The organism is Sphaerochaeta sp., assembly GCF_050178175.1.
Classification (GTDB): domain Bacteria; phylum Spirochaetota; class Spirochaetia; order Sphaerochaetales; family Sphaerochaetaceae; genus Sphaerochaeta.
The window spans coordinates 1-20572 of sequence record NZ_JBFXGH010000034.1; the positions used below are offsets into that span (position 1 = coordinate 1).

The 20572-nt window shown below is 48.7% G+C and carries 19 protein-coding genes, 1 tRNA gene and 1 rRNA gene; 17 read left to right on the forward strand and 4 right to left on the reverse strand.

Annotation, left to right across the window (positions count from 1 at the left end; all coding sequences use genetic code 11):
- Positions 1-6 precede the first annotated feature (6 nt).
- Positions 7-80: transfer RNA gene (locus AB7S66_RS05700), tRNA-Pro, on the reverse strand.
- Positions 81-255: 175 nt separating this feature from the next.
- Here AB7S66_RS05700 and AB7S66_RS05705 point away from each other — a divergent pair.
- The 15 genes from AB7S66_RS05705 to AB7S66_RS05775 all read left to right on the forward strand — a co-directional run bounded on the left by AB7S66_RS05705 (position 256) and on the right by AB7S66_RS05775 (position 15720).
- Positions 256-825 (forward strand): TetR/AcrR family transcriptional regulator C-terminal domain-containing protein, encoded by a 570-nt coding sequence (locus tag AB7S66_RS05705; RefSeq protein ID WP_428518494.1) that lies wholly within the window; start codon positions 256-258, stop codon positions 823-825.
- A gap of 141 nt (positions 826-966) precedes the next feature.
- Positions 967-1671, forward strand: coding sequence for a fimbria/pilus periplasmic chaperone (locus tag AB7S66_RS05710; protein ID WP_428518495.1), 705 nt, complete (start codon positions 967-969; stop codon positions 1669-1671).
- A 39-nt stretch (positions 1672-1710) separates the two neighbouring features.
- Positions 1711-5031 (forward strand): hypothetical protein, encoded by a 3321-nt coding sequence (locus tag AB7S66_RS05715; protein ID WP_428518496.1) that lies wholly within the window; start codon positions 1711-1713, stop codon positions 5029-5031.
- A gap of 73 nt (positions 5032-5104) precedes the next feature.
- On the forward strand, positions 5105-5434 hold the full coding sequence (locus AB7S66_RS05720) for a hypothetical protein (RefSeq protein WP_428518497.1): 330 nt from the start codon (positions 5105-5107) through the stop codon (positions 5432-5434).
- A complete protein-coding gene (locus tag AB7S66_RS05725) occupies positions 5431-6516 on the forward strand; it encodes a V-type ATPase subunit (protein ID WP_428518498.1) in 1086 nt (361 codons plus the stop codon). The genes AB7S66_RS05720 and AB7S66_RS05725 overlap by 4 nt, the downstream gene beginning before the upstream one ends.
- On the forward strand, positions 6513-8507 hold the full coding sequence (locus AB7S66_RS05730) for a V-type ATP synthase subunit I (RefSeq protein WP_428518499.1): 1995 nt from the start codon (positions 6513-6515) through the stop codon (positions 8505-8507). Before AB7S66_RS05725 ends, AB7S66_RS05730 begins: the two co-directional genes overlap by 4 nt.
- 25 nt (positions 8508-8532) lie before the next feature.
- Entirely contained in the window at positions 8533-8880 is a 348-nt protein-coding gene (locus AB7S66_RS05735; RefSeq protein WP_428518500.1) for an ATP synthase subunit C, read from the forward strand.
- Between the two features lie 3 nt (positions 8881-8883).
- Positions 8884-9186, forward strand: a complete 303-nt coding sequence (locus AB7S66_RS05740; protein ID WP_428518501.1) for a V-type ATP synthase subunit F — start codon at positions 8884-8886, stop codon at positions 9184-9186.
- Positions 9187-9197: 11 nt separating this feature from the next.
- Positions 9198-9794, forward strand: coding sequence for a V-type ATP synthase subunit E family protein (locus AB7S66_RS05745; RefSeq protein WP_428518502.1), 597 nt, complete (start codon positions 9198-9200; stop codon positions 9792-9794).
- Positions 9791-11569 (forward strand): V-type ATP synthase subunit A, encoded by a 1779-nt coding sequence (locus AB7S66_RS05750; RefSeq protein WP_428518503.1) that lies wholly within the window; start codon positions 9791-9793, stop codon positions 11567-11569. Before AB7S66_RS05745 ends, AB7S66_RS05750 begins: the two co-directional genes overlap by 4 nt.
- Positions 11559-12980: a V-type ATP synthase subunit B gene (locus AB7S66_RS05755; RefSeq protein ID WP_428518504.1), complete on the forward strand. Its 1422-nt coding sequence runs from the start codon at positions 11559-11561 to the stop codon at positions 12978-12980. The genes AB7S66_RS05750 and AB7S66_RS05755 overlap by 11 nt, the downstream gene beginning before the upstream one ends.
- A gap of 8 nt (positions 12981-12988) precedes the next feature.
- On the forward strand, positions 12989-13690 hold the full coding sequence (locus tag AB7S66_RS05760) for a V-type ATP synthase subunit D (RefSeq protein ID WP_428518505.1): 702 nt from the start codon (positions 12989-12991) through the stop codon (positions 13688-13690).
- Entirely contained in the window at positions 13674-14156 is a 483-nt protein-coding gene (locus AB7S66_RS05765) for a universal stress protein (protein ID WP_428518506.1), read from the forward strand. The genes AB7S66_RS05760 and AB7S66_RS05765 overlap by 17 nt, the downstream gene beginning before the upstream one ends.
- A 10-nt stretch (positions 14157-14166) precedes the next feature.
- Entirely contained in the window at positions 14167-14619 is a 453-nt protein-coding gene (locus AB7S66_RS05770; protein ID WP_428518507.1) for a PTS sugar transporter subunit IIA, read from the forward strand.
- Between the two features lie 120 nt (positions 14620-14739).
- Positions 14740-15720, forward strand: a complete 981-nt coding sequence (locus AB7S66_RS05775) for a hypothetical protein (RefSeq protein WP_428518508.1) — start codon at positions 14740-14742, stop codon at positions 15718-15720.
- Here the strand turns inward: AB7S66_RS05775 and AB7S66_RS05780 are convergent.
- Both AB7S66_RS05780 and AB7S66_RS05785 read right to left on the reverse strand, forming a co-directional pair.
- Positions 15717-16907, reverse strand: a complete 1191-nt coding sequence (locus tag AB7S66_RS05780; protein WP_428518509.1) for an iron-containing alcohol dehydrogenase — start codon at positions 16905-16907, stop codon at positions 15717-15719. The genes AB7S66_RS05775 and AB7S66_RS05780 overlap by 4 nt on opposite strands.
- A gap of 12 nt (positions 16908-16919) precedes the next feature.
- Positions 16920-17600, reverse strand: coding sequence for a lactate utilization protein (locus AB7S66_RS05785; RefSeq protein ID WP_428518510.1), 681 nt, complete (start codon positions 17598-17600; stop codon positions 16920-16922).
- A 125-nt stretch (positions 17601-17725) separates the two neighbouring features.
- Between AB7S66_RS05785 and AB7S66_RS05790 the strand changes: the two genes are divergently transcribed.
- Complete coding sequence (locus AB7S66_RS05790; protein ID WP_428518511.1) at positions 17726-19405, forward strand: MBL fold metallo-hydrolase RNA specificity domain-containing protein; 1680 nt, start codon at positions 17726-17728, stop codon at positions 19403-19405.
- Here the strand turns inward: AB7S66_RS05790 and AB7S66_RS05795 are convergent.
- Positions 19402-20004, reverse strand: a complete 603-nt coding sequence (locus AB7S66_RS05795) for a GNAT family N-acetyltransferase (protein ID WP_428518512.1) — start codon at positions 20002-20004, stop codon at positions 19402-19404. The two genes, AB7S66_RS05790 and AB7S66_RS05795, sit on opposite strands and share 4 nt — an antisense overlap.
- Before the next feature lie 477 nt (positions 20005-20481).
- Here AB7S66_RS05795 and AB7S66_RS05800 point away from each other — a divergent pair.
- Positions 20482-20572: ribosomal RNA gene (locus tag AB7S66_RS05800) — 16S ribosomal RNA — on the forward strand; the annotation flags it as partial.

Consider the following 20572-nt stretch of genomic DNA (forward strand, 5'->3'; position numbering starts at 1 on the left):
ATTATATCGGGCTGGGCGGATTTGAACCGCCGACCCCATGTCCCCCAGACATGTACGCTAAACCCCTGCGCTACAGCCCGAACAGTATCGGTTACCCGACAGGAAGGAACATTACCATGAAAGGTTTCTTGTGTCAATAAAACATTGCTAGTAGTCAAGAAAAGATTTTTGCAGTAACATGGTTGATGACATTTATCAAGACTTTGTCGTAATTGTGTACAATTTTATACGCGGAGAGGCAAGAAAGGAGTACCCATGGCACAGATGACTAAGTTGGCACTGGCCCAATCCTTAAAGCAATTGATGGCTGATCATACCTTGAACAAGATTACCGTTAAGGAAATCGTGAATCGTTGTGGTGTGAACCGCCAGACATTTTATTACCACTTCAGAGATATCTACGATTTGCTTGATTGGATGTTTATCAATGAAGGGCAAGAGTTTGCCCGTCGGTATCCCAGTATTCATACAAGGGATGATGGTGAGTCTGCAGTTAGGAGCATGTGCACCTATCTTGTGGAAAACAAGATGATGATCATGAACATCTACCACAGTCTTGGCAGGGAGTTGCTTGATCGTTATCTCTGTCGTGAGATGGCAAAACTACTCCAAGGTACCCTTGCTGACCGCGCCAAGGAATTTGGAGTTAGCGACGAAGACCTTGCATTCCTTATTGATTTTTATAAGCATGCATTTGTCGGGTCATTACTCGATTGGGTGCAAGCGGGACTCCCTGGGGAAATTGACGAAATTGTGCTGCAATTTATTCCAATCCTTAAAGGAACCTTTGATTCTGCACTTAAACGGATGGCTTTATCACGATAACGACATGATGACTTGAAGAATCAGTTTTCATAGCGTACACTTACAAAGAATTCATCCAATGTTATGATAAGAGAGTGAAATATGAACCAAATTCAGAATAAGAGAGCAAAACGCACGATAGTTTTTCTCCTGTTTTCTAGCTTGCTGATTTCGTCAGTGTTTGCTTATCAGTTTTCCCCACTCGAGCAATCGTTCCAGCCAACGGGTGCTGAGAGTACCAAGACCTACACCATTGTCAACGATAGCAACGACTCGATTGCAATCAGTCTATCGGCACTTATTCGTGATCAGGATGCACAGGGTAATGAGATAAACAAACCTGCAGATGCCTATTTCTCTATTGTTCCGAATAAATTGGTAGTCCCTCCTCAGAGCAGTTGGGTGGTACGTGTACAGTATCGTGGTCCCAGGACAGTAACCAATGAACTCTCCTTCCGTCTGAAGGCAGAGCAGATTCCCTATTCTCAAGGAAAGAACAGCTCTGATAAAGGAATGTTCAACTTCCTTTACATCTACACAACAAGCTTGTATGTATTACCTTCAAGGGTTGTTGAGAATGTAGGGGTGAGAGCGGTAACCCCCTCAAGTTTTGAAGATGGGTCTCCTGCATTGGCTGTAACCCTCGCCAATCTTGGTACGGTCCACCAGTTGTTGATTTCTGCAGTGTTGGAAGTCAAGGACAGCAAGGGTAATGCTGTTGTGTTGCAAGGATCGGAAGCACTGGACGGTATCGATGGCATGAATATTCTAGCCAAGAAATCGGTGACGAAGAAAATACCATGGCCTGAAGGTCTCTCCCGTGATCCTGGGGTTACCTATCAAGCAACGATCAAATACTCGAATTAAGAAGAGTTTTATGCTCCTCGTTCCAAAAAGGTTTTCCGCATGAAAGCAAGAGGGTTCGTACACGTAGTATTACTGATAATTATGCTCGTGTTTGTAGCCCTCTTTCTCTCAGCATTCCTTTGGACGTGTTTCCATCAACCAGCAACAGGAGATGATCCATCCCTTATCAGGGTAGAGCCTCCCGCTTTTGAGCCATCAGCGGTTGCCGGTCCTTCAGGATCTGAAGAACAAGACAAGGAAACGGGAGAGGAGCCTTCTTCTTCAGGATTCGGTGAAAGGGAGGAAGTCCAAGCTGTGCCTGAGACGCCCCTGCGTGAGCTGCCACCCCCGAAACACTTGCTCTCATTTCCTCATTTCCCTGGTTTCGGTTGGAGATCTGCATTCATCAAGATTCCCTCTGTCCCCACATTTACGAGAGAGGCTATCGTACGTCCAGTCGTGCCTGATCCTCCCTTCATGTTCGAACCAATGGTAATGACCGAGGAAGAGTGGGACCTTTTCTATGGTGGATCGTTCAAAGAGGAGGAGTATAACGATGATTTCTTTGCAGATTTCTTTGTTGTAGGCGAAGATGCCGTCATTCAGTATGATGATGGATTCTACTATCTTGGACTCTATGTCAACAATGAACTTATAGGCGATATTGAGGTGGAATTTGTTGGCGAGCAGAGATTGCTGAATGCCAATGAGTTGTCACAGTATGTTGGGCCCTATATAACCGATGCAGCAAACCAACGCCTCTTTGGTGATGGACTTGCCTATATCTCCCTTGAAGAGTTGCGAAGTCGAAATGTTGAGGCTCGCTACGACGCAGCAGAGTTTGCCGTGTACCTCCAATTCAGCTTGGAAGATATGCCTGAGAGGACAATAAGTATTACCTCTCGTTCCATCAACAGGAGAGAGCAGTATGGCATCAGTGGTGCAATCGTGCTTGACCCGGCAAAATTCGCAGTTGCCAGCTCTCTCAGCCTCTATGGGATGCTTGACTATGATGCTGATTTCTCAGCGATCAACCAGAAGTTGCTCTCTCTCTCTGTTTCCAATAGAATCTCGACATTGGGTATAGGCCTCAATGTTTATTTCTCTCTCTCTTCCATGCAACCATACTTCAATCCTGGGACTTGGAACGGCTTCTATGACTTTGTTGAGTCGAGTCATCGTCTGAGTTTCGGCCATGTGGGAACCAATCTGAGCAATAAAAATCTTGACTCCTATACCAATGTAGGTTTTATGTTTGAGAAGAACTATGCCTACGGAACCGAGAGAGCCAAGGGCAATCAGTTCGAATATCGCATCGTTTTGGTTGAGCCCTCTGAGGTAAAAATCACCATCAATGGGGAAGAGGTCTTCAAGCGGTCATTCCAGGCAGGTACGTATCGACTCAGGGATTTTGTGTTTACCCAGGGAGCAAACCAGATAAAGATAACCATCATTCCAGATAGTCATCCAGAGGATGAGAGAGTGGAGTATGTTGATATGGGCTATGACTACCGCCTGCTAGGCAAGGGCGACAGCCTCTACGGCTTTGGCTTCAGTGTACCCAGGCAGAAATCGAGCAGTACCACATCAGCTCTCAGCATCCCTTGGTTTGACGACCAGTATCTGTCCTACCACCTTGATGCCTTCACTGCCACCTACTATCAACAGACTGGATTGACGGATGTATTCACCTTCACCAGTGAACTTGCCTTCAGCCCAGGTGTGTTCAGCGGTATGTTCAATGGTGTGTATGCAACCATGGTCGGCACATCGCAGTTGCAACTCTCCCTCGGTCTGGATGCGTCAAAGCTAACTCCGTCCTTCTCTGCAAGTTTGAGTCACCGCTACAGCGGGCTTCCGGATAGTGGGTTTGGGACGATCAGCGGAACACTTAACCATTCCATTCCTGCAAAGGAATCTGGAAGCACCCATACTACAAATACCACGCTTTCACTCTCATATTCAGGGAGTTTTACTGAGAACATTCGTTATACGCTCTCAGGGAACCTGCTCTATAATTCAGCAAATCAGGCCCCAGGTTGGAGTGCTTCCTTTGCAACAGGGTTCTCTCCTTTCTCTGGGTTCTCTCTCAGTGGTTCCATTACAGCCAATGGGTCAAGCAGCAATCCACTCAGTCCAACCCTTTCTGCCCAAATTTCAGGCAGTTATACCTTCAGTCCAAAGTTGAGTGCCAACGCTTCCACAAGTGTTCGTTCTGGATCGCCGTTCTTCGATGGGACTGCATCCTCATCTGCAGGAATGAGCTGGAGACCAACCGGAAACGATAGTGTCAATCTTTCCCTGAGCGGGTTCCGCTTTGAGGATCCAGGGAACCACTCCATTGTTGCAGCATGGGCCCATAGCGGGGAGCTTTCAAACTTCTCATTAAGGCAGCAGATCAGCAACTCCTATCAGGATATGACCACTACCTTTACGGCAAGTACCGCCCTTGCGTATGCTGATGGAGCATTCGGTATCGGCAGGGCAGTCGGGGAGTCCTTCCTGTTGGTAAAACCGGTCGGGAACCTGAAAGATTCCGACATCTCGATTGCACGAAGCTTGGATAGTTCACCCTCTGCATTGAGCAGACCACTGGGGAGTGCGCTGTACAACTCAGTTACTCCCAATGCCACGAACAGTATCGTGGTATTCAGCAGTGGGATAAGTGAGTATTCAACCGGTACCTCATTCGTCTATGAATTAAGTCCACGGAGCAGACAGTCCTTTGTCGCCCGACTGGATGTGGAGCCATCCTTCACTGTCAGTGGGGTTCTCTATATGCCCGATGGTTCCCCCTACATCCAGTATTCATCTCCCGTGTATGAAGTGATATTGAATGCTGCAGGAGAAGAGGAACTTATCCGAAATGATTCACTCTACCTCTTCACTGACCAGGAAGGACGTTACATCATCAGTGAAGTAGCCAGCGGCACCTATCTCTTTGATTTGCAAGTGGATGATCTGTGGTATGCAGTGAGGTTCGTCGTTCCCGATATATCTTCCCAGGACCTGGGCCTGGAACGGGTCTTGTTGCTTGAGGACTTCTGGGTTTCTGATCCTGCATTTGAGCAACGGATCATTGTGAAAGACGCCTTCACTGGAGTACCGGTTGGAGAGGAAACAGATGTCTTCGGCACCGGGCTTGCTGCCGGGTATGACGCGGAAGTTACCCTTGAAGTGATTGAACGTATCGATGAGGAGACATTCTGGACCATTATCTTCCCGCCATTTGATGAGCGTGATTTTGGGTTTGAATCCTTCGCCCAGGATGGCTTCGTGACTGAAGATGATTATGCCTTCGATGAGGATATGTTCAATTCCATGATTGATCTTGAGGCAACAGATACGACTGCACAGCAGGTTGTCACTGCAGCTCCCTAGGTTTGCTTGACACGTTTATCCAAAAGGTAGAGTATAAAAAAAGATTTATATGACTTGAATAGGAAGTGAAGCCGTGCGTAGCGATATAATCAACGATGTATTATCCGTTGAAGATAGAGCACAAGAAATCATACGAGACGCCGAACATACAGCTAGAGATGTAATTTCCGACGCCCAAAGTGCTGCAAATGAACTCATACGTTCCTCAATTAAAGAAGAACGTGAACGTCTTCGTGCACAATTGGAACAGGCCGAAACTGAAGCGAGGACTGAAGTTGAGGAGTATGAAGAGAGCTTGAATATATCGAGCAACCTTTCAAAGGATACTCTTGAGGCTATTGCACATTCAATCGTTGAGCAAGTCTGCAAGACAGATTTTGATGCTTTTCTGGAAAACAAATGAGCAGTGATCGTGTAACGATGTATGGGTTCATCAACGCCAAACTTCGGGCGAAGATTGGATTGATGAGACAAAGCAAGATAATTGAAAATCTTTTGCATGCTTCTTCCTTGGTAGAGGCTGTGGGGGTACTTCGTGACTCCAAATACCACGCAGTAGCTGAAGCATACGACCGAACTGGAGACCTCCAGCAGATGGAACTGGTGCTTCTTGGGATGGAGATTTCCATGTACAAGGAGGTTGCAGGGTATCTTGAGGGAAGTAGTGCCGACCTGATCGGGCATCTTCTTGGAAAAATCGAGATTGACAACCTGAAAAACACACTCCGGCTCTGGTACAGCAGCATCATGAGGCAACGACCGATTCGACATCGCAGTGAGTATCTCTTCAAGGACACCATTCTCTCTCCCATCGACTGGACTGCCTTGATCAATGCAACCAGCTGGGATGCAGTCGCCGCTGCACTGAAGGATAGCCCTTATCATGCCACCGTTACTGCATTCAGTGAGCATGACCTACAGCAATCAGGATTGTTCTTTCTCGAGACAGAGCTGGACCGCATGTGGTATGTGCATCTGATGGAGTGTGTGAAAACGCTCAAGAAAGCAGATGAAGAAGTGGCCACTTCCATGATTCTCCTGGAAATTGATCTGCGCAATCTTATGATGTTGGTACGCTACGGATGGTACCACCATATGGATGCTGATGCAGTGAAGAGACTGTTGCTTCCATGGGGCAAGGTTGTCTCAAGCAAGGAGAGTGAGGCGTATTTGAGGCAGAATTCCTCAGAGCGTGATCCTCATGCAATTATCAACCGCTATTATCCGGGGCTTGAGGTGCAACAGCATCCCGGCAGCGTGCAAGGTGATGATGCGAGTGTGCTTGAGACCCTGAAGATAGAAGGGTACTTAGCTGAGCGCAGGAAAGCCATCTACCAGCGTATGCTTGCCCAAGATCCTTTTACCATTGGACTCTCCTTGTCCTATTTCTTCCTCTTCAAGGAAGAGACAAGCATGGTGAAGGCTATTCTCAACGGCAAGTATTATGGATATGAAGAAGCGTATATCAGGGGGGTGTTGGTATGAATTTGTTTACACGACCAATGAAGCTACTTACTGCAGTGGTTCTGGAACAGACCAGTGATGCGGTCGTCAAATCCCTGCTCGCTCTTGGTGTCATGGACTTTGTCCACATCAACAAGCTGGATTCCAGGCAGATGGAAAAACTCTCATTCCGCCAGAGTTCTATCAGCCGCTCAGCCCTACAGGATATGCGACATCGGGTGGAAGCTTTGCTCAGGCAAGGGCATGTTGCCGTACCAACCAGTGATGTGCTGAATGTACAGAACCTGGAAAAACCTCAATTGGAAGCATTCAGCAAAACATTGGATGACCTGACGGCAAACCTGCTCTCCTTGAAAGAGAAACAGAAAGAGAGCAACCAAATGGTGATGGGCCTTGAGGAAATGCAACGCTATATCAAGGAGGACAAGGGAGAATACCTTGACCTCAGGGTGGGGCAGGTCACAAAAGGCCGCAGTGAGGACCTCAAGGATAAGATTGCTGCCTTTGGCGGATTGCTCTTAAGCATTGAGAATACCGACTTGTGGATATCCCTGACCCTCCGTCGTGATGTAGGGCAGGTCGATCCGCTTCTGGAAAAATTCGGTTGGATGGAATCCAGTGATGTCCAATTGCAACAACAAGCTGTTTCGATGATCAAGGAACAACTGGAAAAAGAACACCAGGAAGCACTCGCTGATCGGGAGAAGATCGAGAAAGAAGTTGACGCAATGGTAGCAAATCAGCAAACCCAGTTGTTTGCCATCTGGGCTAATCTTCGATTGAATGAGCTCAGTGACCAGATTCGTTCTTACTTCGCCTATACCCGTAATACAACACTTTTCTCCGGTTGGGTTCCTGCTGACCAGGCGGAAATGGTAGAGCAGGCGATCATTGAGGCAAGTGATGGACAGTGTGTCATTGAGTGGACCGAGGCTCGTCAGGTTCCCCGACGCGAGGTACCGGTAGCTGTTTCCAGTCCCAAGATGCTTGCCCCATTCCAGAGGATGGTCAATAACTACAGTATCCCTGAATATGGAACGGTCAACCCGACCATCTTTGTCATGGTTGCCTACCTTTGTATGTTCGGACTCATGTTTGCCGACGTAGGCCAGGGGTTTGTGCTTATGCTTGTTGGCTTGCTGGGGAAGTATGGTTATAAAAAGAATCCATTGAAGAAGGATGGGATGATCAGCCGCAACCTGACGGATCTTCTGATATATTTGGGCCTGTCGGCTATGATCTTCGGAGCACTCTTCGGGAGCTACTTTGGCCTGGGACTTCTTCCTGCACTCTGGTTCAACTACGAGGCAGTGGTAGCAGGACATGCAGGAGAGGGCTCCCTGATCACTGATGTGTACGGAATTCTTGGACTAACTGTCAAGTTTGGTATCATTGTCATCTATACCGGCTTGGTGCTGAACTGGATAAATCTCTTCAGGAAAAAAGCCTACTTGCAACTAACCTTGGATAAGAACGGGTTGCTCGGTGGAATCCTTTTTGGAATAGGCATCTATATGGGATTTGCCTTTGTGGAGAGTGGATACAAGAGCTTCCCCTCCGATCCTTGGATAGTCCCCGCCATTACCATTTTGCTTGTGCTTCTCTTCCTTCGGGGGTTTCTCGCTTACTACATCTCGGCCAAGCAAGGAGGAGAACACCAAGATCTTGGTGCCGTGACCATGGACGTAGTCATGGAGTGGTTTGTGGATATCCTGGAGATATTTACCGGATATCTTTCCAACACTCTTTCCTTCATGCGTGTGGCAGGCCTTGGTATTGCCCATGCGGCACTTATGCAGTCATTCAAGGAACTTTCTTCCTTGGCTGATGGTTTTGGTGGGGTAATGATATTCATCCTTGGGAACATCCTGGTGATTGTCCTGGAAGGATTGAGTTCAGGAATACAGTCTTTGAGGTTGAACTATTATGAGTTCTTCTCCCGATATTTTACCGGAAAGGGCGTTGCCTATCAGCCACTTGGGTTGAAAAGCGCCCCATCCGAGCAGAGATAGTGAATTTTTTGAGGAGGGTCACAGTATGACCAACATCGCATTCAGAAGAAAAGTATCGATGACCTTTGTGGCAACAGCACTCTTGTTGCTTGCCAGCGGCTTCATCTTCGCTCCCAGTGCCTATGCGGCAACCACAGAGGCTGCCAGTAGTGGAGACTACAACCTCGCTCTGGTCTGTTTCAGTGCTGCACTTGCATTTGGATTAGGTGCTTTAGCTGCAGGTTCTGCTATTGGCAAGGTTGGTAGCGCTGCCATGGGTGCCATCAGTGAGCGTCCTGAGATTGCAAGCCAGGCTTTGATCTTCATCGCTCTTGCTGAAGGTCTGGTTGTCTTTGGGTTCATCACCAGTTTGATGATCCTCGGAAAGGTATAACCAATGAAATATTTTGTCATCGGTGACGAAGATACCGTACTCGGGTTCTCCCTGGTTGGTGTATTCGGCATGCAGGCGACAAATGCACAACAGGCAAAGCGTGCCTGGGACAAGGCGGTGGATGATTCGCAGAATGGCATCATCATCATCACTGATGAGGTTGCAAATATGATCAGGCCCATAGTGGACCGATTCCTATTCTCTGAATCTTTCCCGCTTGTTGTCGAGATCCCTTCCCCCCGATCAAAGGAGAGTGGCACAGATTTGCGTGCCCTCGTTAATAAAGCGATTGGGGTTGCATTGTAGGATGAGTTCGTATGGAAACAACTGACAACCGATTGCTTTCAGGTATCTTGGAACAGGCGGAGCAGAATGCTCGGAAGAAGCTTGAAGATGCCCAACGACAAGCTGCGCGCATTGCCGAGGAAGCACACCTCAAGATTGAGCGGGAACTAGCCTCCCTGAGAAAGGATCACGAGCAGAAACTCAGGAATATTGAGTTGAAGAAGCAGGCCAATCTCGCAAGTGCGAAGCGGAAAGCCAATCTCAGGCAGATTGATGAGAGCTACCAGCAGGTACTCCGGCGTGTAGCCTCGCTGCTAGATGCAAAAAAGGTAGCCCAGCATCTGAGCACTTGGATTGCAGAGGCTGCAATCGGTCTGGACCTCAAGGAAGCCAAGGTCGCCTTCTCTCGTCAATGTCCCGTGACAGAGGAACATCTCAAGGAAGCTGCTTCCTTGGTCCAGAAAGCAACCGGTGCGAAGATTACCTTGCACATCGATCCAAAACCAGTGCAAGGCCTCGGTGTGATTGTTTCCTCCATGGACGATACGATTTCGTTCAACAACCAGGTTGAAATCCGTCTCAGACGGTTCGACCGCGTCGTAAGGTCAATGATTCAGGAACATACATGAAAGAAAGAATAATCGGACGTGTCAAACGAGTAAATGGACCGGTCCTCATTGTCAAGGATATCACTGATGCCATGATGATGGAAATGGTCCGAGTCGGTGAACAGCAACTGGTCGGGGAAGTAGTCAAACTCTATGACGGTCAGGCTACTGTCCAGGTGTACGAGGATGCAACTGGTATCTGCCCGGGAGACAACGTCTATGGAAGTGGTATGAGTCTCAGCGTCGAGTTGGGCCCCGGGCTTATCGGTACCATCTATGATGGTATTCAGCGACCCTTGGAAAAGCTCATGGAGGCCAGTGGGGCATTCATCTCACGTGGTCTTTCCTATGATCCGGTAGACCATGGAAAGCAGTGGGAGTTTGCTCCGGTTGTTGAGGCAGGGACGAGTGTCCATGCAGGTATGGTCATCGCTACAGTGGAAGAGACCAGCAGGATCCAGCACAGGATCATCATACCTCCCCAGTACCAGGAGGCAATACTCAGTGAAATTGCTCCCCCTGGTTCCTATACGGTAGATGAGGTTATAGCGACCCTGGTCTTGCCAGATGGAAAACAACAGAAACTTACCATGGTACAGAAGTGGCCGATCAGGTTGCCCCGTCCGGTAGATAGCCGTCTTCCCTTGAAACAACCATTGGTTACCGGCCTTAGGGTTATTGATACCCTGTTCCCTCTCGCAAAAGGCGGAACGGTAGCAATCCCTGGGGGGTTTGGTACCGGAAAGACCATGACACAGCATTCCATTGCCCAGTGGTGTGATGCGGATATCATTGTATACATAGGTTGTGGTGAGCGCGGGAACGAAATGACCGATGTATTGAGGGAATTCCCGCTCCTCGTGGATCCCCGGACCGGACAGTCTCTGATGGAGCGGACCATCCTTATCGCCAATACTTCCAATATGCCGGTAAGTGCCCGTGAAGCGAGTATCTATACGGGTATAACGATGGCTGAGTATTATCGTGACCAAGGATATCATGTGGCGATTATGGCTGACTCAACCAGTCGTTGGGCCGAAGCACTGCGCGAACTCAGCGGACGCATGGAAGAGATGCCGGCTGAGGAAGGGTTCCCTGCCTACCTGCCTACCCGTATTGCGCAGTTCTATGAACGGGCAGGGTATATGCGAAATCTTTCTGGAAGCGATGGTTCGGTCTCCATCATCGGTGCCGTAAGCCCTCCCGGTGGTGATTTCTCGGAGCCGGTAACCCAGCACACAAAGCGATTCGTACGTTGCTTCTGGGGGTTGGATAGACAGCTTGCAAGCAGCCGTCACTATCCTGCCATCAGCTGGTTGGACTCCTATAGTGAATATCTTGGTGATGTGAAACAGTGGTGGAATGACCACAGTGAGGGAGCTTGGCACGAGAACAGGCTTAGGATCATGGATCTATTGCAGAAGGAAGTGCGACTGCAGCAGATTGTCAAGCTTGTTGGCCCCGATGCCCTTCCCGATACCCAGAATTTCATCCTGGAAGTGTGTTCTTTGTTCAAGACCGCTTTCCTGCAGCAAAACGCCTTTGATGAAGTAGACCGATACTGCTCAGTGGAGAAACAGGTGAAGATGCTCTCGGTAATCCTTGCCTACTATGATAAGGGCCTGGAAGCGATCAACAAGGGAGTCCCAATGGTAAAGATAAGGAGGCTTCGTGCCGTCCAGGAGATGGCAAGAATGCGTCTTACCGTCAGGGGAGATGAGCTTGAGGTCATTGACAAGATCCAGCTACGGCTAGAACGCTCCATTGACCAGATGGGAGGAATTTATGAAAACTAGCAATGAATCCTTGATGGCCCAGAGTGATCGCAGGTTGCTCAGCGGTAGGGAGTACCGAGGGGCAAGCAGGATTGATGGACCGCTTGTATATATGCGCAATACCCATCCGGTGGGTTTTGGGGAACTGGTTGAGGTTGTCACCCCTGATGGCAAGCGTCGTTCCGGTCAGGTACTCGATACCAGTGATGAGGTGGTTGTAGTCCAGGTCTTCGAGGGGACTGACAACCTGACACTTCCCGGTACCGGAATGCGGTTCATGGGTGAGCCTCTCACCTTGCCGGTTTCCGAGCAGATGCTTGGTCGGGTTATGAACGGTTTGGGCAAGAGCAGGGACGGTTCAGGGACCGTACACGGATTCGCTGAACGGGACGTGAACGGGGAACCGATCAATCCAACAGCTCGTGAGTATCCCAGGGATTTCATCCAGACCGGTATGTCTGTCATTGATGGAATGACAACCTTGATCCAAGGCCAGAAGCTTCCCATTTTCAGTGGGAACGGTTTGGACCATAACCAACTAGCCGCGCAGATTGCCCGTCAGGCAAAAGTTCGGGGAAGTGAAGGGGATTTTTGCATAGTCTTTGCAGCCATGGGGGTCAAGTATGACGTTGCCCGTTTCTTCATTGACAGCTTTGAGGAGACCGGAGTATTGGATAACGTTGCTCTCTTCCTCTCCTTGGCGGATGACCCTTCCATTGAGCGAACCATTACCCCCAAGACAGCCCTGACCCTTGCTGAGCATCTGGCTTTTGACAAAGGGAAGCAGGTATTGGTGATCATGACCGATATGACCAACTACTGTGAGTCACTGAGAGAGATTGGAACCATGCGTGGGGAGATTCCCTCGAGAAAAGGGTATCCAGGCTACTTGTACTCCAATCTTGCTGAGATTTATGAACGTTCCGGGAAGATCAGCGGGCGCTCTGGTTCCATAACACAGTTGCCGATTCTTTCAATGCCCAACGATGATATCAGCCACCCTGTGCCTGATTTGACCGGCTACATCACCGAGGGGCAGATTGTATTTGAGCGAGGGATGCAGGCAAGGGGAATTTATCCACCGATCAACTGTCTTCCTTCTCTTTCCCGTCTGATGAAGGACGGTATCGGTGAAGGCATGACCAGGGACGACCATCCCCACCTTGCCAACCAGCTTTTTGCCTCCTACAGTCATGTGAAGGATGTGCAGAACCTTGCTTCGGTTATCGGGGAAGAGGAGTTGACCACACTCGACCAGCAGTACCTTGAATTTGGGAACTTTTTTGAGAAGCGGTTTGTGAACCAACGGTTCGATGAGGACAGAAGTATTGAGCAGACGCTCGATCTTGGTTGGGAGGCTCTGGGAAAACTGCCATCCGAGGAGTTGCAGCGTCTCACCGATGAGGAGATTGCCGAACATTACGGCAGATAGGAGGGGTTTTGAATACCACACTTGCTCCTACCCGGAGCAATTTGCTCAAACTCAGTGAAGATCTCAAGTTTGCCCAGCTTGGCTATGAGTTGCTGGACCAGAAACGGTCCATACTCATTGTTGAGCTTCTGACACTTGTGGACCAAGCAGTTGATTATGAGGGTAGGGTTGTTCATGCATTGGGTGAGGCACAGAAATCACTGAGTGATGCAATCATGCAGATGGGCAGGCTCAGGGTAGGCAATCTTGCAGGAGCCGTCAATATCGACTATTCCATTGAATTGGGCTCAAGGAGAGTCATGGGGGTTACGGTTCCCAAGGTCGATACCTCATTCTCTGATCACAGTCCCTACTTCAGCAGTGAGGATACCAGTATCCTGAGCGAGTTGTCGATCGATCGGTATCGGACGACATTGCAGTTGATGGGAAGGCTTGCCGAGCTTAAAGTATCCATCATGAGATTGGCCAAGGAAGTAAAGAAGACCATCAAGAAGGTCAATGCACTGGAAAAGATAGTCATCCCGGAGAACAAGGAGACCATCGCATGGATGCGTTCCCGCATTGAGGAGCAGGAGCGGGAGAATTTTATCCTGCTGAAAGTAGTGAAGGATAGGATGGAGAATGCCAAGGCAGCCCTCCAGGCTTTGACCACTTCAGAAGATGATGATACGATGAAACCACAGGGAGGTTTGCATGGGAGTTCCATTTAAGCAGATTGTCGTGTATCTCGATGGCTCCGAAAGTTCGATGACAGCAATCATGTATGGCATCAAGCTGGCCGAGAAACACGATGCAAAACTGACCGCCGCGTATGTTGTGAATACCAGAGCCTTGAGCGAATTGGTCAAGGCAGGCATATTCGTGACAGTGGAACGTGATGAGTACCAACGCGACCTACAATTGGATGCTGACAGGTATCTACGGCATGCTTCCCGTTTAGCCCAGCAGAAGCAAGTACTCATAGAAACGGTAAAACTGGAAGGTACTGTGCACGTAGTGATGAAAGAGTTGTTGAAGTCTACAAAGGCAGATTTGCTGGTGCTCGGAGGGGTTACTGATATCCGTTCCCGACGCGAGGAGCTTGCCAGTGAGACTGACAGGATGCTGCGTACCTCCCCTTGCCCTGTACTGGTAGTCAGGGATGATGACGATATCTGGCTGGAGTTTGAAGCATAAGGAGCTTTGCATGAATGTACTGGATGTATTGGACAGGAATTTGGTGAAAGTGCCCCTCATGCACACCGATAAGCAGGGTGTGATCACGGAACTTGTAGAAGTGATGGCAAAGGCAAAAGGGTATTCATCTGAGCAGTTTCAAGCTGTCTTGAACGCTGTCCTCGATAGGGAGAGTCTTGGCTCCACCGGCATCGGGAATGGGATAGCCATTCCGCACGCCAAGAGTGATGTGGTAGAACATGTCTCACTTGTGATTGGTATAAGCAGATTGCCTGTTGAGTTTGATGCACCGGATGGCCAGAAGAGCCGGATCTTTTTCTTGGTATTGGCTCCTTCAAAGGAAGCTTCAGCACATGTTGAACTGCTCGCTTCCATTGCCCGCAGCTGTACAAGCCAGGTCTTTAGGCGAATGCTTGAACAAGCCAGGGATAGTGATGAGGTGGTACGCCTATTCATGGAATAGAGGTACCGTTGAAACCATTGGAAAGCACTCTCTGGACGAGGGTGCTTTTTCATTGCGCTGGACATTTCCCTCGTTCCATCCTATGGTGAGGCATCTCATTGTGTAGGTAGGTTTCTTTACATGAGTGATAAGAGTGCTTTTTCAGCTGTTGAGTTGGTATTGCTTGACGCATGTCAGTCTGTGCTCGATACAATGGATACATCACTTGCTTCATTGCTGAAATCCAAGAGAGACGATTTGCATACCCTTGCAGGCATTGTGGAACGATCGAGTTCGCTGGATTATGATCTAGGAATCTCTATAGAGGGTCGCAATCGGCAGACCTTGGCTTCCAAATTGACCAATCAGGGTATTGAGGAAGTAATCAATCTTCCGGTGAAGGCATCACTGGGGCGTTCCTTCTCCATTGCCAAGTTGCATCTCTATGGTTTTCTTCTAAGGATCACAGAAAACAAATCCTGCCTTGCTGCGTATAAGGAAGCTGTACTCTCTCAGTACCATGCCTGTCTGTTTTCCTTGATGGCTGAGGATCTGTATATTTCCATCATAGGCGATAGTGCAGGGGATGAGGCTTGGGTAGGGAAGGCAAGCCGGGAACTGATTACCATGTGGGAAAATCGTTTACCTGCAGAGATTGGAGTGTTTGCACCGTTGCTGCAACAACTCTGGGAAGCAAGAAACTCCCTTGTACCCATGCTTGGAACGTTGCTTGGTACCGTTGAACTGTTGCAGCTGTCAATGCAGCTGGACCAGCGTTGGCATGTGTTTCTCGAGGAACAAGGAAGCCAGGATGTAGTGGTATACGCACTCAATGAGTTCCTGTTCTCTCTCAGCTATGAACAGCAGAGAAAGCTTGAGACATTGATGGATTCCCATAAGGAAAGTGTGGTAAGCCGAAGTGAAGCAGCCGAGCTGCTGAATCTCAGACCGGATCAACGACTCGAAGGACCTGGTGAGGATACCTTGCCGGTTGTTCGGTTGTATCGCTCATTCCTGAGGAGGAATGCACTGGCAAGAATGCGGCGGGAAACTGATCGAAAAGGTCCCCACCGCACACTTGAACAGTACTTGTTGCTCCATCTTTGGGAGAGAGATACCTAACCCTGGTTGGCATCCATATAGATATCCTTGATCTCCTTTGCTCCCAAGACAAGGAAATCACCCAAGGTCCTTTTGCCGAAGAAGGTAGCTTTCAGAGTCATCTCGTCTATCTGTTTTTCAGTGGGGGAAATTCCCAATTCACGGAAGTTGGTAGGCATGGAAATGCTCTTGAAGAAGCTCTTGACCTGCCCTATGGCTTTCAAAGCATCTGCTTCGGCATCGTTGGTTCTCTCCATACCAAATACAGCACTGCCGAACTTGGCAAACCGCTCAGGCTTTTGCTTATAGACATAACGTGCCCAGCTGTCCCATATTGCGGCAAGTCCAGCACCGTGGGCTACATCAAACATGCCACCCATCTCATGCTCCAACTGGTGTGGAGCCCAATCACCACGGGATTCGTTTCCTGCCCCGGTCAAGCCATTATGTGAGAGGCTGCTGGCCCACATGATGTTTGCACGTGCATCATAATCGTCATTGTGATCTTTCAGGATGAGTGCAGCTTTGACTACCGTCCTAAGCAAGCCTTCGGCAATCTCATCAGTCAGATCCATGGTATCACCAACGATGAAGTAACGCTCCATTGTGTGCATCATGATGTCCGTTGCACCACACATGGTCTGGTATTGTGGCAGGGTATACGTCAATTCCGGGTTCATGATAGCAAACTTGCATCGTGATGAATCATGATTCAAGCCACGCTTGAGATTTCCCTCTTCATTCGTGATGACCGATGAGTTGCTCATCTCACTGCCTGCTGCAGCAATGGTCAACACCGTACCAACAGGGTAGCATCCTTCTACCTGACGCTTCTGTTCGTAGAAGTCCCAGACCTCTCCACCGTGGTACAAGCCATAGCCAATGGCCTTGGCCGAGTCGATGACTGAACCACCACCCACTGCGAGCAGGAAGTCAACTCCCTCGCGTTTGCCCAACTCAATTCCTTCGTGTACCTTGCTGAGCCGTGGGTTGGGTACCACGCCGCCAAGTTCAACGTAGTTGATATGCTCTGCATCCAGAGAGCCCTTGATACGATCAAGCAATCCTGATCGCTTTGCACTCTCTGATCCGTAGTGAAGGAGAACCTTCTTGCAGCCTTGTTCCTTGACCAAGGTTCCGACTTGCTTCTCTGTATCTTTTCCGAAGACGACACGGGTGGGGGTATAATACGTAAAATCTGCTGTCATGATTCCTCCAAATCAATATCCGAGGCTCTCACCAATGATGAGAACCTTCATTCTTCCTTCTATTTGCTGGTGACTGAACACCACATAGTTCGAACAGATGGTATGTTCACACGCTCCAGCGGTGAGAGCCATCAGGTTGTTTGCATCGCAGTGGGCATTGATGCATTTTCCGCTCTCCACGCAATATGCTCCAGTATTCAATCGTCTGGCGTTGGAGGGGGCTGCAAGCTGCTTGACCCTGAGGATGGCGCTTACCAGGTCTGGGACGATCTTATCCCATGAGACAACAAGGATTACCTGTTTCGGTCCGTAGAGCAGGGCTGCAACCCTGTTGCTGGTTCCGTCAACACAGTACAGCTCTCCATGTTCCGTAACAGCATTGGCACTGGCAAGATAGGTGTCAACAAAGAAACTCTTGTGCATAACTTCAGAAATCCCCTTTTTGTCAAGGCCAGGCTTGTAACGGTCATAAAAGGTATAATCCCCATTCCGCAGGAGATCAAGGAGACCGGTTTCCTTGAGGGTTACAGACCCTCCAACTGCAACACTTTCTCCTTTTGTAAGAAGGGACGTGACAGCGGGAACAACATCTTCTGTCGTTTCCAGGAAACGGGCATCAATATTGTTTTTCTTGAGTGCCTTGATGGTTCGCTCAACCTGCAAGGTACGATTCGTTTTTACATTTGCATCCATAGGCTTCCCCCCCTTTTTACCTAGGATACCCAATCAAGCTTTTCATTACAAGGTACATCGGATTTAGATTAGCAATTGCGCCGGGCGCATAACAGTCGTATTGTAGTAGTAGAGAGGTACTCACTATGCATATTACGTTTTTCGGAGCAGCACAGCAGGTAACTGGTAGTTGCACGCTGGTGGAGGTGAACGGTAAGTATTTGCTTGTCGATTGTGGTCTCCCCCAGGGCAATGATGAGAAAGAAGCGGGAATGAATCTTCCTTTTGATGCACACGCCATAGATTATGTGTTCTTGACCCATGCCCATATTGACCACAGTGGACGTATTCCCCTGCTGGTGAAGGAGGGCTTCGAGGGTAAGATTTTCTGTACTGCCGCAACAGTGGACTTGTGTGAGATCATGCTTGCTGACAGCGGGCACATCCACGAGATGGAGGCGGAGTGGAAAAGCCGGAAAGCAAAGCGTGCAGGCAAGAAGGGGGTAGAGCCTCTGTATACAGTGGAGGATGCAAAGGATTCCATGGGGTTCTTTTCTCCCTGCGACTATGAGAAGGTCTGTACGATCGATGAGGGTATCAAGGTGCGATTCAATGATGCAGGACACCTGCTGGGTTCATCTTCCATTGAGATGTGGCTCAGTGAAGGAAAAGAGCACCGTAAACTGGTATTTTCAGGGGATATCGGGAATTTTGACCAGCCCCTGATCAAGGACCCAGACTATATCGATACCGCGGATTTCGTGGTGATGGAGTCCACCTATGGAAACCGGGTACATAAGAAACCAGAGAATGCTGTTGGAAATTCTGTACCGACAAGAGTAAGGGCGCAAGAACTTGCGGATATCATTGAGCGGACTTTCAAACGTGGCGGCAATGTAATAATCCCTGCTTTTGCGGTTGGTAGGACACAGGAGATGCTCTATTTGTTGAGGGTAATCATTGAGAAAAAGCTCTGCCCAACAGTTCATGAAATACCGGTATTTGTGGATAGCCCGCTATCGGTGAAGGCAACCCATGTGTTTGCAGGAAACTTGTTTGGCTATATGGATGATGAAACAATGGAGCTGGTGAACAAGGGTATCAATCCCATTCTTTTTCCCTCCCTGGTAACCATCACTGATGTAGAGGGGTCCAAGGCATTGAACCGACGCAAGGAAAGTTGTGTGATCATAAGCTCCAGTGGCATGTGTGAGGCGGGAAGGATCAAACACCACTTGAAGCATAACCTATGGAGAAGTGAGTGTACGGTTCTCTTTAGTGGGTATCAGGCGGGTGGAACACTTGGACGTTCCATTCTGGATGGGGCAAGGCATGTCACCATCTTCGGTGAACAGATTGATGTACGTTGTGAAGTGGATGAGTTGCATGGTATCAGCGGACATGCCGACCAGGAAGGCTTGGTGAAATGGCTTACCAGCTTCAAGAAGGAGCCAAGACGAGCCTTCATTGTTCATGGGGATAAGGAAGTAGCCCCTTGGTTTGCTTCCTATGTTTCAAGGACATTGGGTATCAAGGCATATGCACCTAAGGTCCTGGAACGGTTTGACTTGCTCAATGAGGAGTCATTGCCACTTGCAGAGCCCATGGAAGAGATTATGCTTCCATACTTCAGAGAGCTTCATGAGGCTTTGGAGGAACTGAAAAAGCAGGAAGCAAATCTCCTCTCGGTTGTACAGCGTTTGGAGCAGGCTGGGAAGGAGAAAAATATTGAAGAGAAACGTGCCCAGCGGCTCACCAATGCAATCAATAGGCTTGCCAGTGACTTGGAGTATTTGAAGATTAAATGGGGAGTGGATGCAGACTAGATCAATTGTTTCCCAAAAACCGATCCCCAGCTCTGTTGTTCGAGGATGGTAAATCCCATTCTCTCATAGAAACCATATGCACGGGTGTTCCTCCCATCCACTCCAAGGTGGATGCCTGGGACACCCTTTTCCTGTACTGCTTTTATAAAGGTTTCCATGAGGCTTCGCCCAAGGCCCTTGCCTTGCAACTGTGGGAGCAGGTCGATATGCAGGTGTGCTGGATACCCCAGGTTTTGCCACATCCCTTGTCCAGGTCCTTTGAGCAGTGTTTTGATTATATTCTCTTCTGCTTCACTCTTGAATACTTGTTGATGGTTATAGTGTTCCTGTAGGGGAGGAAGCCATGTTTTCTGGAGCCAGGAGGTATACGATGCAGTGTCACTGGTTCCTACAATATATCCGGAGGGGCTCCCATTTTCATCAAGCGCCATGAAACAGAGTTCTGGTTCATAGAAAAAGTAGGGAGCTGCATAGTAGTGACCGACACACCATGGGTCATTGAAATATGGGGTACCATCAAGTCCTGCAAAGGCGGTCTTGAGAGCTACTGAGTAAAGATATGGAATATCCTGTGGTAATACTGCTCTGATGTTCTGCATGTTCATTTCCTCGTTTCCTCTTACAATATCGCGATTATGGGAAATTCTCAATAAAAATGTAATTTCTTGGACAAAGGTAACTTAGCCTAATAGCGAAAAATTACTTCAGAAAGTGCTGGACAAAATGTGGATTAGGGTTTATTATCCCTCCTTGTTCGGCAACGAGAACACAGACTGATTCAAATCACCAAGTATCGCTCGATACTTGACGAATTTAGAATATGTCGGATACTCTAAAAGAACGCCCCTTATGAAGGGATGGAAAAATGTGATGTGTAAACATTATGTTTTTACCATGATTATTGAAAGTTATTAGCGCAGGGAAGAATAGAGAGATTGGAACAGTGGAGGACCACCAAGATGGGCTTCCCAGTCAATTCACAAGAATGAGAACGATAGTTGAAAAGCTACGTTCGTGCGAGAATTACAGGGAGAACTTAAAAGTAAGTAAGCCGGGCCCTCGGGCCCGGAAATGCTATAACGGAGAGTTTGATCCTGGCTCAGAACGAACGCTGGCGGCGCGTTTTAAGCATGCAAGTCGAGCGGCAAGGGCCTTCGGGCCCCTAGA

What these genes read in the sequence shown, in the direction of transcription:
- AB7S66_RS05775 (WP_428518508.1), top strand. Translation starts at nt 14,740, where the DNA reads ATGAGTGATAAGAGTGCTTTTTCAGCTGTTGAGTTGGTATTGCTTGAC.
- AB7S66_RS05765 (WP_428518506.1), top strand. Translation starts at nt 13,674, where the DNA reads ATGGGAGTTCCATTTAAGCAGATTGTCGTGTATCTCGATGGCTCCGAA.
- AB7S66_RS05750 (WP_428518503.1), top strand. Translation starts at nt 9,791, where the DNA reads ATGAAAGAAAGAATAATCGGACGTGTCAAACGAGTAAATGGACCGGTC.
- AB7S66_RS05705 (WP_428518494.1), top strand. Translation starts at nt 256, where the DNA reads ATGGCACAGATGACTAAGTTGGCACTGGCCCAATCCTTAAAGCAATTG.
- AB7S66_RS05745 (WP_428518502.1), top strand. Translation starts at nt 9,198, where the DNA reads ATGGAAACAACTGACAACCGATTGCTTTCAGGTATCTTGGAACAGGCG.
- AB7S66_RS05785 (WP_428518510.1), bottom strand. Translation starts at nt 17,600, where the DNA reads ATGGATGCAAATGTAAAAACGAATCGTACCTTGCAGGTTGAGCGAACC.
- AB7S66_RS05790 (WP_428518511.1), top strand. Translation starts at nt 17,726, where the DNA reads ATGCATATTACGTTTTTCGGAGCAGCACAGCAGGTAACTGGTAGTTGC.
- AB7S66_RS05795 (WP_428518512.1), bottom strand. Translation starts at nt 20,004, where the DNA reads ATGCAGAACATCAGAGCAGTATTACCACAGGATATTCCATATCTTTAC.
- AB7S66_RS05740 (WP_428518501.1), top strand. Translation starts at nt 8,884, where the DNA reads ATGAAATATTTTGTCATCGGTGACGAAGATACCGTACTCGGGTTCTCC.
- AB7S66_RS05730 (WP_428518499.1), top strand. Translation starts at nt 6,513, where the DNA reads ATGAATTTGTTTACACGACCAATGAAGCTACTTACTGCAGTGGTTCTG.
- AB7S66_RS05770 (WP_428518507.1), top strand. Translation starts at nt 14,167, where the DNA reads ATGAATGTACTGGATGTATTGGACAGGAATTTGGTGAAAGTGCCCCTC.
- AB7S66_RS05735 (WP_428518500.1), top strand. Translation starts at nt 8,533, where the DNA reads ATGACCAACATCGCATTCAGAAGAAAAGTATCGATGACCTTTGTGGCA.
- AB7S66_RS05755 (WP_428518504.1), top strand. Translation starts at nt 11,559, where the DNA reads ATGAAAACTAGCAATGAATCCTTGATGGCCCAGAGTGATCGCAGGTTG.
- AB7S66_RS05715 (WP_428518496.1), top strand. Translation starts at nt 1,711, where the DNA reads ATGAAAGCAAGAGGGTTCGTACACGTAGTATTACTGATAATTATGCTC.
- AB7S66_RS05780 (WP_428518509.1), bottom strand. Translation starts at nt 16,907, where the DNA reads ATGACAGCAGATTTTACGTATTATACCCCCACCCGTGTCGTCTTCGGA.
- AB7S66_RS05725 (WP_428518498.1), top strand. Translation starts at nt 5,431, where the DNA reads ATGAGCAGTGATCGTGTAACGATGTATGGGTTCATCAACGCCAAACTT.